The sequence below is a fragment of the Maribacter sp. BPC-D8 genome (genome assembly GCF_035207705.1).
Classification (GTDB): Bacteria; Bacteroidota; Bacteroidia; order Flavobacteriales; family Flavobacteriaceae; genus Maribacter.
This window is the reverse complement of record NZ_CP128187.1, coordinates 4,360,527-4,378,087: the sequence shown is the minus strand read 5'-3', so window position 1 is coordinate 4,378,087 and position 17,561 is coordinate 4,360,527. Positions and strand designations below refer to the sequence as shown.

Sequence of the window (17,561 nt, the reverse complement as noted above, 5' to 3'; positions counted from 1 at the left end):
CTCTTCAATTACTTCTTACGTAAATCTGTTACATGCGGATACTCGGGGTTAATCGGCATCTCTTTGTATACAAATGTATTTGAACCTGCCTTAGGTTCTACCATTCTACCCGTAAAATTTGTTGAAGCGACCAATTCTGTAGGTGTTACCTCATCTTGTGTTACCCCAATATCCCAAAATCTATTGATTCTGCGCGATTCTGCCTCTAAACTATTTACAGGGTATGTATCATAAGAACGCCCACCTGGGTGTGCTACAAAATAGGTACAACCACCAATTGACTTTTGGTTCCAATCATCAACGATATCAAATACTAGCGGAGTATCTACACCGATAGTCGGGTGTAATGCCGACCATGGTTCCCAAGCTTTAAAACGAACTCCCGCAACATATTCTCCTTTTGTGCCCGTCGAGCTGAGTTCTATTTTCACCCCATTACAGGTTAATATATATCGTTTGCTATTAAAATTATTCACTTTTACCTGTACACGCTCTAGTGACGAATCTACATAACGCGATGTGCCACCACCGGTCATTTCTTCACCAAGAACATTCCATGGTTCTATAGCCATTCGCAATTCCATTTGAATCGAATTTATTTCTACCATGCCGTATAGCGGAAAACGGAATTCAAAAAATGGATCGAACCAATCTAACTTAAACGGATAGCCCGCATCGTTCAATTGCTCCACAATATCTTTTATATCTTCTTTTACATAATGCTCTAGTAAAAACTTGTCATGCAACTCTGTACCCCAACGTACCAAATCGTGCTTGTACGGCTTTTTCCAAAACCAAGACACTAATGTACGCACCAGTAACATTTGCATTAAACTCATTTGTGCATGTGGCGGCATATCAAAAGCACGTAGCTCTAATATACCTAAGCGACCAGAAGAAGAATCTGGCGAGTATAATTTATCGATACAGAATTCTGCCCTGTGGGTATTCCCCGTAATATCTGTTAAAAGGTGACGGAATAATCGGTCGGTAATCCAAAAAGGGACTTCCTTATCATCAGGAATTTGAGAAAAAGCAATTTCAAGTTCATATAAATTCTCTAACCTAGCCTCATCTACACGTGGTGCCTGACTCGTAGGACCAATAAACGCTCCTGAAAACAGGTAAGATAAGCCTGGGTGATGTTGCCAAAAGGTCAATAAGCTTCGTAATAATTGAGGATTACGTAATAGCGGACTATCAGCCGGCGTTACTCCGCCCAAGGTTACATGGTTACCACCACCTGTACCAGTGTGCTTGCCATCTAACATAAATTTTTCTGTGCCTAAACGAGCTTGTTTTGCTTCGGCATATAGTGTTAGCGTATTATCGGTTAATTCTTGCCAGTTTTTCGCCGGATGTACATTTACTTCGATTACCCCAGGATCTGGGGTCACCTTCAACACCTCTAACCTATTATCTCTTGGCGGTTCGTAACCTTCTAAAATGACAGGTACTTTCAATTCTTTTGTCGTAGCTTCTATACATGCTACCAAATCTAAAAAGTCTTCTGCACTGTCTAATGGCGGCAGGTATAGAAATAACTTTTTCTCACGAACCTCGGCGCAAATAGCCGTGCGTACATAGGGGTGCTTTCGTGGATGCGAAGTAGATTTTAACTTCATTCGCTTTTGTAAAGCATCGCAAGTCGTTGGTAAATCTGGTGTATTTTCAAACAGCTCTACCTCTGCCGTTGGTTCTGACGGAATTGGTGGATCCTTTGGTAATGCCGCTAAAGGTAAACGCAAGCCAATTGCCGAATTACCGGGAGTAAGCAGTAAATTCTTATTTCTGAATTCCCATTTATTGGTAATCCATTTATCCTCTTTTTTAATTAACGGATATACATGACCTACCGTTTTGCCTAAACCTTGTTCTAAAATCTCGCCAAGCTTTCTACGTAAGTGGGTATCGTCTTTATTATATTTTTTCGGGTTTACATCTACAGGTAATTTTCCCTCTTCCCATAAAAAGTAAAAAGCATCTTCATAGGCAGGCATTATACTATTGGTTTTACAACCTAAATAGCCGCCCAAAGTCTTTAAAAATCGCTTGGTAATATTCCTGGGCATTTTATATTCCTCAGAAAATGATGCCAACAAACTCGGATCTTTCCAAATTGGTTTTCCATCTTTTCTCCAATGTATACCAATTAACCAACGAGGTAGCGCTTCACCCGGGTACCACTTACCTTGCGCATGATGCAACAACCCACCTTTACCAAAAACCTCTAATAATCGAATAGACAATTTACTTGCCAGTTCTCTTTTGTGTTCACCATCTGCAGCAGTATTCCACTCTTCAGATTCCATATCATCTATAGAAACGAACGTAGGTTCACCACCCATGGTCAAACGAACATCATTTGCCTGTAATTCTTCTTCTACCTTAAAACCAAGATTGTATATAGCATTCCATTGCTCATCGGTATATGGTTTTGTAACCCTCGGAGATTCGAATATTCTAGTAACCGAATTTTCAAATTCGAACGTTGTTTCTGCAAAATCGCTAAATCCGCTTACGGGAGCTGCACTCTCATAAGATGGTGTACAAGCCAAAGGTATATGACCTTCACCGGTAAAGAGTCCAGATGTGGCATCTAAACCGACCCACCCGGCGCCTGGTAAATATACTTCTGCCCATGCATGTAAATCTGTAAAATCTTCTTCAGGACCTGACGGACCATCCAATGATTTTTCATCTGATTTTAATTGTACTAAATACCCAGATACAAAACGTGCAGCCAGACCTAAATGGCGAAGTATCTGCACCAATAACCACGCAAAATCTCTACAAGAACCTAATTTAGCTTCTAGCGTTTCTTCGCATGTTTGCACACCAGGCTCCATACGCAAGGTATAGTTCAGGTAATTATACAAGTTGCTATTAAGGTTAATTAAGAAATCGATACTTCGTACCGGCGTTAAATCTATTTTAGAGAGGTATTCCTTTAAAAATGGACCACTTTCCACTTTTTCTAAATAAGGCAAAAGCTCCTTTTTAGCTTCTTCAGAATACTTGAAAGGAAATTCTTCACTCGCTTCTTCTACGAAAAAATCGAACGGATTAATGGTCTTTAAATCTGCTATGATTTCTACATCAACAGAAAGCTCTGTGGTCTTATCTGGGAAAACAATTCTCGCCATATAATTACCAAATGGATCTTGCTGCCAATTGAAAAAATGGTTCTCTGGTTTTATTTTTATTGAATACGCCTCTATAGGTGTTCTACTGTGTGGGGCAGGTCGTAATCTAAATATGTGTGGAGATAGATTTATACTTCTATCGTAGATATATTTCGTCTTGTGTTTAATTGCAACTTTTAATGCCATAATGTGGTGGGATTTCAGTACTACCTAATATAAGCACTAATATCAGCAATTATCGAACACAATGCCTTAATCGCCAAATTTTTATACATATTAGAGTTGCAGCGATTTTTATTGATAGATTCTTAATGTGATGATAGAATTGTTGTTTTTTCTTTGGATGGGATAATTGAGTAAGACCGATGATTTAAGATAGGCGCCTAAGAAACCTTTAAAATTTTGTACATTAATATTCTCAACCAAACTCAAAAAAAATGGACAAGGCACTACAAACCATGATTGATAATATGCCCGAGAAAACTGGCAAATCTCTAAGCGAATGGAAATCTGTCTTAAAGTCTAAATCGTTTGCCAAACATTCTGAAGGTGTCAATTTTCTAAAAAAAGAATACGGAGTTACCCACGGTTTTGCGAATACCATTGTCACTTTATCTAAAGAAGAAAACAACTCCCCAACCGATTTGGTTTTGCAACAGTATAAGGGAAAAGAAAGCTTAACCCCTATTTACGAAGCTCTTTTAAAAGTGGTAAAAACATTTGGTAACGATATTACTATTACCCCTAAAAAAACTACCGTAAGTATTATTCGAAAAAAGCAATTTGCACTAATAAAACCTGCAACCAAAACAAGAATTGACCTCGGACTCAAAATAAAAGACAAGCCTACCACTGACCGTCTAGAATCTTCAGGACCATTTGGTAGTATGTGTACACACCGAGTTCAACTTACTGAAGCTAATCAGGTGGATGATGAATTAATTACTTGGATGAAGGAAGCATATGAAAAGGCGGAATAATAGTTTCTAATCTTAAATTTGATTTCAAAAAGCGCACTTGATAATTTGAGTGTTTTACCTTTGCATTATGAGTATCGAACAGACGGCAATTAAGACCACGTATTTCAGCATTATAGGGAACATATGCCTCGCTTTGATTAAAGGTATTGCCGGTTTTTTTGGCAATTCTTATGCCCTTATCGCCGATGCTATTGAATCTACCACAGATATTTTTTCTTCTATCCTGGTTCTTTTAGGTTTTAAATATGCCGAAAGACCCGCAGATGAAAACCACCCATACGGACACGGAAAAATAGAACCTATCATCACTTTTCTTGTCGTTGCCTTTTTAGTCGTTTCTGCTACCGTTATCGCTTATGAAAGTATTGAGAACATACAGACTCCGCATAAGGTTCCGAAAGCATGGACATTGATTGTTCTGGGATTAATAATTGTATGGAAAGAAATATCGTACCGCGTTGTTATCAAAAAAAGTGAAGAGACACAAAGCACCTCTTTAAAAGCAGATGCTTGGCACCATAGAAGTGATGCTATTACCTCGATAATGGCATTTATTGGTATTTCTATTGCCGTAGTACTTGGCAAAGGTTATGAAACGGCTGATGATTGGGCTGCCCTTATGGCATCGGGCTTTATTCTTTATAACAGTTACTTAATTCTAAGACCTGCTTTAGGAGAAATAATGGACGAGCAACGTTATGACGACCTCTTGGAAGACATACGTATTAAATCATTAGAAGTACCGGGCATTACTGGTACCGAAAAATGTTTTATTCGTAAAGCGGGAATGAAGTTTCATGTAGACTTACATGCCATGGTAAATGGTGATATTTCTGTTACCGAAGGGCATGACATAGCACATCTCTTAAAAGACTACCTACACGAAAATATCCCTAATTTAGAGCATGTTTTAATTCATATTGAACCCGATAATCTTTAACCTATAGATGCAACAACGCTAAAGCATCTTCATTTTTACCCTCTGCTAACCACTGTTGCGCTAATTTGTGTATTTCTGAAACATCTTCAGCTCCATTTAAAATAGATTTCACCTCAGGGTGTTCTGTTATTTTAGCGATTGCTTCTTTCGTTGGCAATTCTTCTAAGTTCCCTAATCTGCCTAAATTATTACCTGTCAATACCGCACTATTCTGCACAGCTTCAGGTAGCATATCTACGCCTATACCTTGGGTACGTATTGGCTTAGGGATTTCGAATAGAGCATCGCCACTGGCTCTGCAATACCAATTTCCTCCCATACGTGCTACTAAATCTAATTTGGGAGTATCTAATTTTCCCTCGGCATCTAAAAAGGCTTTTTTTACATGAATCTGAACGACTTTAGCTAGCACCAAATTACCAGCTCCTGGTCCGTCACCCAATGCGATTACTTGATCTACCACACACTCAAATGCTACAGGTGCCTCGCCTACTCTTGGCGGTTTCACTTTATCACTTGCTACTTGTGTGAAACCTGCTTTTACAAATTCATTTACTCCATCACCATATTCGGTGCTTGACAATGACATTTGCTCTACCATGTCATAATTCACAATATTGATAACCGTTTCTTTTACCTCCAATACATTCTCTAACGTATGCTTCGTGGTATTATCTCGACCTCTTCTAGAAGGTGAAAATATCATCATTGGCGGATTTACACTGAATAGATTAAAATAGCTAAACGGACTCAAATTAACATTACCATCTTTATCAATCGTACTGGCAAAACATATAGGTCTTGGTGCTACGGCAGATAATAAATACCCATGTAATTCTTGTTGAGAAATACTGTTTGGATCTATAGAATTAATTTCTTCGTTATTTGACATGCTATAAACTTCTAATGTGAATTGTGTTGTTTTATTTACTTGGTAAAATGGTTCCGGTTACTTCACCGAACCCTACTCTTTTACCTTCTTTTTCTGCGAACCCTCGCATAGTTACTGTATCATTATCTTCTATAAAAGTACGTTCGCTTCCGTCTTTTAATTCGAATGGTTTTTTACCGCCCCACGAGATTTCTAACAATGAGCCGTACGAACTTTCATCTTTGCCTGATATCGTTCCAGACGCCATAACATCCCCAACATTCAAATTACAGCCGTTTACCGTATGATGCGCCAACTGCTGCATCATATTCCAATACATGAATTTGAAATTAGATTTGCTAATAGTGGTTTCTTCTGAAGTTGACGAAGACATGCCGACCTCTAACTGTATGTCATAATTCTTTTCTCCTTCGTACGCTAAATACGAAAGGACTTCTGGTGTTTGCTCCGGACCTTGAACTTTGAATGGTTCTAAGGCTTCTAACGTAACAATCCACGGTGACATAGATGATGCAAAGCTTTTTCCTAAAAACGGACCTAAAGGCACGTATTCCCACTTCTGAATATCTCTGGCAGACCAGTCATTGAATAGCACTAATCCGAAAATATGTTCAGCGGCATTTTTTGTAGAAACGCGTTCGCCCAATTCGGTACTTTTACCAACTACAAAGCCCATTTCCAATTCAAAATCTAGATTTCCTGAGGCTTTAAAAACCGGAACTTTCATGTCATTGGTTTTCACTTGACCCATTGGTCTGTGAATATTTGTACCACTCACGACTATCGACGAAGCACGACCATGATACCCTACTGGAATATGTTTCCAATTTGGCAACAGCGCATTCTCTGGATCACGGAACATTTTACCCACATTAGTAGCGTGTTCTATACTTGAATAGAAATCTGTATAATCACCTACATGAACAGGCAAATGCATTTTGGCATCTAGCTGCGATAAAAAAACTTCTGAATGATTTTTCAGCGGAGAATTCTCAGAAATCAATAAACTCTGAATATCTAAACGGACCTTATTTGTGATTTTCTTTCCTAATGCGATGAACTCATTTAAGGTTTTCTGTCGAAAATAAGAAGCGCTGACCTCTAATAAACCTAATTCTGATACTGCTGCCAAATCAACTATCTGCTCACCAATAGCAATACCTGCTTTTGGAGCTTCACCGTTTACAGCGAAGATTCCGAAAGGGAGATTATAGATAGAAAAATCTGAATTTTCGGGTACTGAAGCCCATGTATTTAGTGTTGTCAAGTGTGTATTTGTTTATTTATCCAACCACGATTTATAATAATCTCCGTCGTCTAATTTTAAGGCATTCTCAGTAACCATTAATGGCTTGAACGTATCTATCATAACCGCTAGTTCTTCTGAACCTTTTTGACCTATGCTGCGTTCTGCTGCCCCTGGGTGTGGACCATGAGGTATTCCTGCGGGATGCAGAGATATGTTACCTGGCTGCACTCCGTTTCTGCTCATAAAATCTCCGTCAACATAATACAGCATTTCATCAGAATCTATGTTAGAGTGATTGTATGGTGCTGGTATAGACAGTGGATGATAATCGTACAACCTCGGCACAAAAGAGCAAATTACAAAAGCATTCGTCTCAAATGTTTGGTGTACTGGTGGCGGTTGATGAACTCTACCTGTGATAGGTTCAAAATTGTGAATTGAGAATCCGTAAGGGAAATTATAACCATCCCAACCTACAACATCAAAAGGATGCCCAATGTAGACCATTTCATGCATGACCCCTTGCTTCTTCACTTTTATCAAGTGCTCATCGGTATCGGTATCGGTAAAGGTTTCTAAATTCTGTGGCAATTTATAATCGCGCTCACAAAACGGAGAATGCTCTAATAACTGTCCGAACCAATTGCGATATCTCTTTGGAGTGTAAATAGGAGAAAATGATTCTGCGTACAAAATGCGATTGTCTTCAGTATCAAAATCTATCTGATAAATCGTTCCTCTAGGAATTATTAAATAATCGCCATACTCAAACGGGATCTGTCCGAAAATGGTTCTCAAAATACCTGTCCCTTTATGAATGAACAACATTTCATCGGCATCGGTATTCTTATAAAAATATTCTCGTAACGATTTTCGTGGTGCTGCTACACCGATAATAATATCGCTATTCACCAAAAGTGGCTCTCTAGCTTCTAAAAAATCATCTTTTGCCGGAGCATTAAAACTGACCAACTTCAACGATCGTATATTTTTCTCTAAAGCAATTTTCGGAGAAACATCGGTACTCTTCAATATCTCCTTAACCATTGTTGGTCTATTGTGGTGATATAATAAAGAGGACATACCGTCAAACCCTATAGTACCGAACAATTGCTCAGAATATAATTCACCATTTGGTTTTCTAAACTGCGTGTGCCTTTTAGGTGGCACCGCTCCTTGTTTATGATATATAGGCATATGAGTTCGTTTTAGTTGATGATTGAGATTACATACTTTGAGATTTGCCTCGAAATATTAAAAATACTTAGTGAACTCATCTTGACTTTTTCTTTTACCTACGAATTATACATTTTGCACCCTAATTTTGTCAATTTTAAGTTCCGTAGCTATGGCTATGTAAATAAAAAATGACTTCATTACGGCACAAAAGCCATAATTCTCGGTTCCAAACAAAAAGTCAAGATGAGTTCAGTAATAAATACCTCGATAACTAGCCTCGAGGTATTTATGAATACTTCCTTTAAAAATAATCTATTTTAAGATTCTCAAGAAATTTGTTGAACCTATAAAGTTCCTCTTAATTCTTGCTCACGCTCAATAGCTTCAAATAAAGCTTTGAAATTTCCTTTTCCGAATGAAGTTGCTCCTTTACGTTGAATAATTTCAAAGAACATTGTTGGTCTTGCTTGTACCGTCTTCGTAAAAATCTGTAACAAATACCCTTCATCATCACGATCAACTAAAATACCTAGTTTTCTTAGCGATTCGATATCTTCATCAATTTCACCAACTCTTTCGGTCAATACATCATAATAGGTAGTTGGTATTGTCAAAAACTCAACACCTCTATTCTTTAAATCGGTTACTGTTTTTACAATATCATCTGTTGCAACGGCAATATGCTGAACACCTTCACCTTCGTAGAACTCCAAATACTCATCTACTTGAGATTTTTTCATACCTGGTGCCGGTTCGTTAATCGGGAACTTAATACGACCGTTACCATTACTCATTACCTTACTCATTAATGCCGTAAAATCTGTAGAGATATCTTTATCATCGAAAGACATAATTTGCTTGAAGCCCATAACATTAGCATAGAAATCTACCCAATAGTTCATTTGACCTTCATGTACATTACCTACCATATGATCAACAAATTTTAAACCTGTAGCTGTTGGCTGGTAATCACATTCCCATTTTTGGTAGCCTGGTAAAAATGTACCGTTGTAGTCTTTACGTTCTACAAAAACATGAACTACCTCACCATAAGAATAGATACCAGAAGTAACCACCTTACCATCGTCATCTTTTTCAGTTTTAGGTTCCATATAACTTTTGGCACCTCTTTTCATCGCTTCATTATACGCATAAGTAGCATCATCTACCCAAAGAGCAGTAACTTTTACGCCGTCACCATGCTTATCAATATGTCTACCTACATCAGTACCACTTCTTAATGGTGAAGTCAAAACCAATCTTATCTTATCTTGCTCTAATACATAAGACTCATATTCTCTACTACCAGTCTCTAAACCTTTATAGGCTAAAGATTTAAAGCCAAATGCAGTTTTGTAATAATGTGCTGCTTGTTTAGAATTACTTACGTACAGCTCTAAATAATCTGTACCGTTAATAGGCATAAAATCTTGTGCCTCTTTGTGTTTATTTTCTGCTTTTGTTGCTGTTGACATATTGTTGAGTTTTATATTTTTATTTCGTTTATTGTTGCTAATGCAACATATATGTTAAAAATTTTTATGCTGTTGTTGTTTGGGTTTTCATAAGTACTTCTAAAGCTGCTAAAAGTGCTTTGTTCGCCTCTCTTACGCCAAATGAAATTCTTACTTTCCCTGGTGCTCCAAAATTGCCGACCGGGCGTACCATAATACCACGTTGTTCTAAAAACGAAGTGAATTCCATATCATTGATTGGCGGATCTATTAGTACAAAATTACCCTGTGCAGGCCAGTATTTTATCTGCAAAGCATCAAGTCCGTTCAAAATAAACCTTCTTTCTTCTTTCACCAATGCTACCGTTTTGTTTACAAAATCTACATCTTCTAATGCTGCAATAGCACCTTCTAAAGCTAAAGAAGACAGTAAAAAAGGCTTACAAATTCTACGCATGTAATTACTGATTTCTAACGGAGCATAGCAATACCCTACGCGTAAACCAGCTAAACCATACGTTTTTGAAAAACTATTTATGGCAATTACATTTTTACCTTCTATCACAAACGGCAAACCTGATGTGTAATCTTCTGCTTCTGCAAAATGTCTGTATACCTCATCTAATACCAGAACAACATGCTCAGGTAATTTCTCTATAAAGCTTCGCAACTCTGCCATAGGAATATAATTTCCTGACGGATTATTAGGCGATGCTAGAAATACCAACTTCGTTCTATCTGTGATTGCGGCTAGAATACCTTCTAAATTATAATCATAATTCTCGGTCATGGGTACATTGATAGCCTTTGCTCCCATCCAACGGGTAAATGCTGTATATGGAAGAAAACATGGCTGACTCACAATTACCTCATCGTTTTCGTTCAAAAATGCCTTCGAAATCATATCAATAATTTCAGATCCACTATTTGCCGTAATGAAGTTATCTGCAGTCAACACTCCGTCAAAATCCTTTACCAATGCTTCTCGCAATCTGATGTCTGTATTATCTGGATAAAAACTTAAATCGTCTAGTGTTTTTGCTAATGCTTCTTTCACTTTTGGGGAATACCCTAGCGGATTCTCATTAGATGAAAGCTTGTGTACCGTAACACCATCGGGCATAACAATTTTCTTGCCACCACCTTTATAGGTACTATCTTCTAATATATATTTCTTGAAACCTAGTTGCATATTTCTTCTTCTTTTGACCAATTTATCCGAAGTAAATATACACTTTTTTTTAATTATTGTTGCACTAACAACAATATTAACGATAAACTCTATTACTTTTGGAGGAATAACATTTGGATTATGGACAGGACGGAAGGCTTCGGCGTATATATTGATCGCACATTAAAAAAAGTACAGAGTACCTTTCTACAGGTTTTTGCAGAGAACAATATTGATTTGACCATTGAGCAATGGGTGATTTTACAACGTGTACAACTAGAAGGTAAAGATGCTTCTCAAGCTGATATTGCCAAATCTAATTTTAGGAATAGAGCTACAACTTCTCGAGTTATTAGCGGATTATGCAAAAAAGGCTTCTTAAGAAAGTCTCGATTTAGAGATGATCAAAAAAGATACAAGCTTGTAATAACAGATGAAGGATCTGCACTTACAAAACAGGTTATGCCGTTTATTAAAGATTTAAGAAAAGTTAGTACACTGGGTATCACTGAAGAAGAGTTTGAAATATTCTACAAAGTTCTTGATCAACTGTGGGAAAATTTTGATCAATATGAAGGTCGTTCATAGCCGTAAATTGGCAGATAAAAGAAATAATTAAAATTTTGTTGATTTTGGTTTTACCAGTCTATAAAAATCACTAAGTTTGCACCCACATTTGAAAAAATGGTGTCGGTCGCATAGCTCAGCTGGATAGAGCATCTGCCTTCTAAGCAGACGGTCGGAGGTTCGAATCCTCCTGCGATCACTCAAAAGCCCCTTTTAGGGGCTTTTTTGTTTTTAAAAAGATTGCTACTTCGCACCAAATCATACTACTAAACGCAATTAGAGTATTTGTTTTGACATTTTTATTATTTTTGCCCATTAAGACCAATTTCATTTTAGATGTATACATTGACTTATGAATCTGTTGCTACCAATAAGATTAAGGGCGCAGAAATGGAAGAATTACTTGAAAAAGCACGTGAAAACAATCAACGTCAAGATATCACAGGTTGCCTAATCTATTATCAAGGCGGCTTTGTTCAATTATTGGAGGGAAACAAAAAGAAAATAGAGGCGCTTTACAAAAAGATTAAAATGGATCCTCGCCATAAGAATGTTACCCTTTTTTCTGATGATGAAATAAGCAAGAGAACATTCCCCAATTGGGGAATGGCTTACTACCCCATCGATGAGAATAATACTAATAGATATGAGTATGAGCAATTCAAGAGAAACTTGATTCTAATGGCTGATCTTATTGAACCTACAAATGTCACTTCAAAGCACTTTTGGAAGAAGATTAAAACCATGGTTTCAGAACCGCCAATATAACCGGTGAAACTTCTTGTACATTTTGACTCAAAATAGTAATATGTGCTCATATGCCAGCGTTATATTTTAGGTATTGAGCTATTTTTTAAACGAATCGCATTAGAGAATAGACTTCTTAAGTTTTACCTTGCTGTTGGATTTTGATTGAAATTTTTAATTGAAGTCTTTAAGAACAAACATTTTTTAGCGTTTTAAATTATTAATTGCCATGAGCAAAAATTTACTAAATGTCTTCCTAGCTGACGATGATAGTGATGACAGAACATTCTTTTCTGATGCATTAAGAGAGATACCGATACAAACTAAAATTTCTGAATTTAATAATGGCGTAGATCTGATGGCTAGTTTGCTATCAAATACCGCTGAAAAACCAGATGTTATATTTTTAGATTTGAAAATGCCAATGATGGACGGATTTGAGTGTCTTGCAGATATTCGTGATCTTGAGAAATATACAGATATTCCTGTAATTATCTACTCAACATCTTATCACCCTAAAGAGATTACCCGTTTAGATGAAATGGGCGCTTCTTTGTATTTACAAAAACCTTCTTCTTACAACCAGCTAAAAACACTTTTACACAAATGTTTACGCTATGTAAATGATGCTGAAAGAAATGAGAAAGAATTCGTCATTTCCATTTAAAATAACTTTTTAAGATACACTCAATACTATTATTTTAAATCTTCTAAGCTACCTAGCTTTTAGTTAACGGTATTTTCTTGTTTACCTTCTTTTCAATCTTTAAAACAGTTCTACCTTAAAATTATAAACAAAAAAAGCCAGCTCAATTGAGCCGGCCTTATCTTTTTCATATATGTTTTTCTATGCTGAAATCGACACGTTTCTAATATTCATTAGGTATGCTTTTGGTGTACATTTAAATTTATTTCTAAAGATTTTAGAAAAGTAACTTCTACTTGTAAACCCTATAGAATAAACTATCTCTGAAATATTCATATCAGATGTCTGTATTAATTCTTCAGCTAATATCAATCGCTCATTTCTAATGAAATTCGTTACCGTAGTACCTTCCATCACCTTAAAGCCTTCTTGTAATTTTGTTGGTGAAAGACCGTATTCTTTACTTAAATCGGTTACAGTGTAAGGAAACTCTGGTTTTCTCTTGATAGCATTTACTGCTTCTTCAATTCTTAAAAGCTCTTTCTTTGTTAGCATAGTCGAAACTTGACCGCTATTCTCAATATCTTGTTTACAGTGTAAAATCTCTAATGCCAACGTAAAGTTTACAATACCCTCAATAAGCAGTTTTCTTACCAAACCTACTTGGGTAATTGATCTAATCTGTAATAGTTGTTCTTTTATTTTGAGGTTGAAAGTACCAATATGAGCGCTACCATCTTCATTTAAGAATGAAGCAAACAATTGCTCGTATAATTCATTGTTGTTAACATTCTTACTTAATGACTCACCATCTTGTGTAACTTTAATAATAGACAAGTTAGACTTTGTTGCCTCTCTTAGTTTAATATTAATATTCTCATTAGAACCACCAATTACTACTGTTTGTAAAGCTTCAACTTTACTCGACTCTTTACCTTTTGAAAATCTAAAGCTACCTTCTAAGCAATAAATGAAGTACAAACTACGATTCTCATCCAACTTTAAATCGAAATTGAAATCATCGTTCAAATCCAAATCATATTCTGTGTAAGAGATTCCGGATCCTAAGGAAACAGTCTGTATTCTACCGCTACCTTTATCGTTATCATATTGAAGAATACGATCGCCTTGAAAACTAGAGATACTTCCTCCTAAAACATTATTAAAATGACTTAACTGATTATGAACTATTTGCATGAATTATTATTTAGATGGTTATTATTTAATGAAGCCTCTTGTGCTTGAAAGTTTTCGGAAAAACTAGGAGTACCACTTTGAACATTTAAAGTCTGGTCATAAGAATCTTTTCGTCTTACGTTACCTACTCTAGCATATTGAAGATTATTCATAAAGGCTTACATTTCTTGTTGATACAAAGATGCAGCCGATGCAACGTAAATCTGTTACATCATTTTTAGAAGCTGTTACACAATTTTAAGAAGGGTGTATTTTATGGCGATAAAACCAACTATAACAAGGTAGGAAGATAAACGGTGAACTCAGCGCCTTTGTCCAATTCACCTTTTGCCGTGATGGTGCCATTATGCGATTGAACAATTTTTTTACAGATAGATAAGCCTAACCCAGTACCTGAAAATTCTGTTTTGCCATGAAGACGTTGAAATATCTCAAAAATTTTCTCTTGATACTTTTTCTCGAATCCTATGCCATTGTCAATAAATTGTAGCTTCACATAATTAATGTTTGGCAATAAGCTTTCTACCGAACTTTTATCTCCACTAACGATATTACCTATAATTTTAATATCTGGTCGCACCTCTTCTTTTACATATTTAAGTGAATTACCTATAAGGTTGGCAAATAATTGTTCTAACTGAAATTGAATACCATTTACCACCGGTAAACTTACAGACGCTACCTTGGCATCTAAATCATTTATACGTTCCCCTAAATCTTCTAAAACATTATTTAAAACATCATTAAGATCTACACGCCTTGGTTGCTCGCCCACCTCATCTATTTTAGAATAAGACAGTAGATTGTTAATAAGGTTACGCATTCTATCTGAAGAGTACTTGATTTTAGATAAGTAGCCTTGTGACCGATTACTTAACCGACCCTCTTCTTCTTCATCTAATCGACTAACGAACATTTGAATTTTACGAAGGGGTTCTTGCAAATCGTGACTGGCTACTCGGTTAAAGGCTTCTAAATCGGCGTTCGTTCTTTTTAATTCTGTATTCTTAAGCTGTAGTACCGACTCTGCCTCTATTTGCTTTGTAACGTCTCTAATAACACCTACCATATACCAGTTACCTTCTTTCTGGTAACATTCACCTATGGTGTTCATATACCTTAACTCCTTCGACTTTGTATACACACGAAAAACTAAGTCAATTTTAGATTTATTTTTTCTAGCTACTTTAAAACTAGATTTCACTTTCTCAAAATCATTAGGATGCAAAAATGTAAGTAAGCGGTCATACTTATCATCAAACTCATTAGGATCATAACCAAACAACCGATAAACATTGTCTGAGTATTTTATTTGCTCTTTAGCTAAATTCCATCGGAAACTACCAATATTGGCAACATGCTCTGCTTCTGAAAGCAACCTGTTCTGTATAAATAATTGCGCCTCATATGACTTCTCTTGCGTTACATCTTTAGAGAACAATATTAGACCATCGTTCATTTTTACTGCCCTAGTGGTCAACCAAACTGATTCTTTGTCAAATATGAATTCTTTAGTATATTCTTTATTTTCCCCCGTTGTATAACTATCTGCTAGAATTTCTAAAACTCCGTTCTCTGAGTTCTTCGGATAATATTCAAGTATGGTCTGACCCTCTATAAATGCTGAATCGTCATTAGCAATCTCACCCATTCGATTATTTATATAATCGATACGAAAGTCTTCAACATCACCTTTCTTGTTGAATATGGGTTTTAAATAACAAATAATACTGTCGTTACTATCTAGAACTCGTATACCAAAAAGATTAGAAATTTCAAGTTCTCTCTTTCTTGACTCAAGACTAACTAAAGGATACTTAGATTCTTTATCTGTGATATACTTGGGCTTAATTAATGATAAGGCAAATAAAAGACCTTTGTTAAAAGATCTAATTCTAACATGATAATTAAGTATATTATCTGATTCTTTGACTATGATATTAAAATTCTCATTTTCATTTGTTTCCAGAACCTTATTAGCCAGAATAAGCAGTTCATCATATTTTACAATCTCTTCTAAAGATTGATTTTCATTACTCTCAGATGAGATAAAAAAGAAACTTTGAGCTTTTTGGTTGGCATACTTAACATGATATTCTTTTGCATTTAAAGAATTAGGTACAGAAGGCTCAGTGTATAATACAGCAGTGTCGGCATTATCGACCATTGTTCTAAAAATATCATCTGCTAAATTATTCTTCATACTATATCACTTTTCAAACCTTAGTTAAGGTACTGCGAATTAACCGATAATTATGCGACTTGCTTGGCGCTAAAACAAAAAAAGTTGTTCCGAATGAAACAACTTTTGCACTATAACTTTATTTGAAAACTTATATTTTCAATAAAAAATTCTCTTTCTTGAAATCATTTAAATGATAAGCCCAGTTCATTTTAACCACTTGTTTTAGTGATTTTTTAAGCTCATTGAAACTAGAAGGTTTTTTAATATAGATATTCGCCCCTTTTTCAAAAGTTTCTTCTATATCTCTTTCAGCAGAAGAGGTAGAATAAATAGCTACTAATAAATCTTTTAAATGTGGCGTACGTCTAATTGCTTCTAAACATTCAAACCCATTCATAATAGGCATATTCAAATCTAGAAACACCAAATCAGGAGTATTATATGTATCGGTCAGTAAATATTCCATACAGCTTTTTCCATTCTCTAATTGATGTAAATCGGTGTTCAATTCGATTCCCTCCAATGCATCGGCAAAAAATTGTCTGTCGTCTTCGTCATCGTCAACGAGTAGTATTCTTAATTTATCCATTTTCACTTTACATGTATTGAAAGAAGAACCGTTCTTCTTACTTTTTTCTAAACTTTATATATTGGGTTATTGTTAACCCGGTAACCTTTTTAAACTGATTCGACAAATGAGGAACACTGCTAAAATTTAAGTCATGAGCAATCTCGCCTAAACTTGTATTCTCTAACAACACTAAATCCTTCACTTTTTCAATGCGCACTAATATATAAAAATTCTCTATCGAGGTAAACGTTTTACTAGAAAATAGATTTGAAAGATATGGATAACTAAAACCCAATTGTTTAGAAAGTAATTCTGAAATTTTTACATTTCTTATATCGCCCTCATAAACCATTTTCTTTATATAAATCTTAATCTCTTCAACGATATCTCGATTCTCTTTTGTTTGAATCTTTATACCAAAACCCTCAAGCTCCATTGAAATAAATTTAAGCTTTTCATCACTTAAATCTTTAGGTAACTTGATGGTACCGTCTTGCAACATTTCAAAATCAACCTCAGCAGCGATCATTGTTTTTCGAAATACTTCATTAACCATTTTTTCAGGGCTATATATGAAACTATATTCCATTTAATAAACACAATTAATTCTCTGCATAAAAGTTTGTAAAATTATTAT

Annotated in this window: 15 protein-coding genes and 1 tRNA gene; 6 read left to right on the top strand and 10 right to left on the bottom strand. The window is 35.7% G+C overall.

What is annotated here, in order from left to right:
* Positions 1 to 8: 8 nt before the first annotated feature.
* Positions 9 to 3,332, bottom strand: a complete 3,324-nt coding sequence (locus QSV08_RS19235) for a DUF2126 domain-containing protein (protein ID WP_324025315.1) — start codon at positions 3,330 to 3,332, stop codon at positions 9 to 11.
* Positions 3,333 to 3,583: 251 nt separating this feature from the next.
* Between QSV08_RS19235 and QSV08_RS19230 the strand changes: the two genes are divergently transcribed.
* Together QSV08_RS19230 and QSV08_RS19225 are read left to right on the top strand one after the other, a co-directional pair.
* Positions 3,584 to 4,126, top strand: a complete 543-nt coding sequence (locus QSV08_RS19230; protein ID WP_324025314.1) for a DUF4287 domain-containing protein — start codon at positions 3,584 to 3,586, stop codon at positions 4,124 to 4,126.
* A 67-nt stretch (positions 4,127 to 4,193) separates the two neighbouring features.
* Positions 4,194 to 5,066, top strand: coding sequence for a cation diffusion facilitator family transporter (locus QSV08_RS19225; protein ID WP_324025313.1), 873 nt, complete (start codon positions 4,194 to 4,196; stop codon positions 5,064 to 5,066).
* Position 5,067: 1 nt separating this feature from the next.
* On the opposite strand, the gene QSV08_RS19220 is transcribed toward QSV08_RS19225, so the two are convergent.
* The 5 genes from QSV08_RS19220 to QSV08_RS19200 all read right to left on the bottom strand — a co-directional run bounded on the left by QSV08_RS19220 (position 5,068) and on the right by QSV08_RS19200 (position 11,032).
* Positions 5,068 to 5,958: a flavin reductase family protein gene (locus QSV08_RS19220; protein WP_324025312.1), complete on the bottom strand. Its 891-nt coding sequence runs from the start codon at positions 5,956 to 5,958 to the stop codon at positions 5,068 to 5,070.
* A gap of 31 nt (positions 5,959 to 5,989) precedes the next feature.
* Positions 5,990 to 7,225, bottom strand: coding sequence for a fumarylacetoacetase (fahA, locus tag QSV08_RS19215; protein ID WP_324025311.1), 1,236 nt, complete (start codon positions 7,223 to 7,225; stop codon positions 5,990 to 5,992).
* A gap of 12 nt (positions 7,226 to 7,237) precedes the next feature.
* On the bottom strand, positions 7,238 to 8,404 hold the full coding sequence (locus QSV08_RS19210; protein WP_324025310.1) for a homogentisate 1,2-dioxygenase: 1,167 nt from the start codon (positions 8,402 to 8,404) through the stop codon (positions 7,238 to 7,240).
* Between the two features lie 326 nt (positions 8,405 to 8,730).
* On the bottom strand, positions 8,731 to 9,861 hold the full coding sequence (gene hppD, locus QSV08_RS19205) for a 4-hydroxyphenylpyruvate dioxygenase (RefSeq protein ID WP_324025309.1): 1,131 nt from the start codon (positions 9,859 to 9,861) through the stop codon (positions 8,731 to 8,733).
* Positions 9,862 to 9,925: 64 nt separating this feature from the next.
* A complete protein-coding gene (locus QSV08_RS19200; RefSeq protein WP_324025308.1) occupies positions 9,926 to 11,032 on the bottom strand; it encodes a pyridoxal phosphate-dependent aminotransferase in 1,107 nt (368 codons plus the stop codon).
* 120 nt (positions 11,033 to 11,152) lie between these two features.
* On the opposite strand from QSV08_RS19200, the gene QSV08_RS19195 reads away from it, so the two are divergent.
* The 4 genes from QSV08_RS19195 to QSV08_RS19180 all read left to right on the top strand — a co-directional run bounded on the left by QSV08_RS19195 (position 11,153) and on the right by QSV08_RS19180 (position 12,992).
* On the top strand, positions 11,153 to 11,599 hold the full coding sequence (locus QSV08_RS19195) for a MarR family winged helix-turn-helix transcriptional regulator (protein ID WP_324025307.1): 447 nt from the start codon (positions 11,153 to 11,155) through the stop codon (positions 11,597 to 11,599).
* A gap of 104 nt (positions 11,600 to 11,703) precedes the next feature.
* A tRNA-Arg gene (locus QSV08_RS19190) sits at positions 11,704 to 11,777 on the top strand.
* 137 nt (positions 11,778 to 11,914) lie between these two features.
* Complete coding sequence (locus QSV08_RS19185) at positions 11,915 to 12,346, top strand: BLUF domain-containing protein (RefSeq protein WP_324025306.1); 432 nt, start codon at positions 11,915 to 11,917, stop codon at positions 12,344 to 12,346.
* Positions 12,347 to 12,554: 208 nt separating this feature from the next.
* Positions 12,555 to 12,992 (top strand): response regulator, encoded by a 438-nt coding sequence (locus QSV08_RS19180; protein WP_324025305.1) that lies wholly within the window; start codon positions 12,555 to 12,557, stop codon positions 12,990 to 12,992.
* 180 nt (positions 12,993 to 13,172) lie between these two features.
* Here QSV08_RS19180 and QSV08_RS19175 read toward each other — a convergent pair whose 3' ends face one another.
* From QSV08_RS19175 to QSV08_RS19160, 4 genes are all read right to left on the bottom strand, one after another.
* Positions 13,173 to 14,168, bottom strand: coding sequence for a helix-turn-helix transcriptional regulator (locus tag QSV08_RS19175; protein ID WP_324025304.1), 996 nt, complete (start codon positions 14,166 to 14,168; stop codon positions 13,173 to 13,175).
* 271 nt (positions 14,169 to 14,439) lie between these two features.
* Complete coding sequence (locus QSV08_RS19170; RefSeq protein ID WP_324025303.1) at positions 14,440 to 16,371, bottom strand: sensor histidine kinase; 1,932 nt, start codon at positions 16,369 to 16,371, stop codon at positions 14,440 to 14,442.
* 130 nt (positions 16,372 to 16,501) lie between these two features.
* Positions 16,502 to 16,942: a response regulator gene (locus QSV08_RS19165; protein WP_324025302.1), complete on the bottom strand. Its 441-nt coding sequence runs from the start codon at positions 16,940 to 16,942 to the stop codon at positions 16,502 to 16,504.
* Between the two features lie 37 nt (positions 16,943 to 16,979).
* Positions 16,980 to 17,513 (bottom strand): helix-turn-helix domain-containing protein, encoded by a 534-nt coding sequence (locus tag QSV08_RS19160; protein WP_324025301.1) that lies wholly within the window; start codon positions 17,511 to 17,513, stop codon positions 16,980 to 16,982.
* Positions 17,514 to 17,561 lie beyond the last annotated feature (48 nt).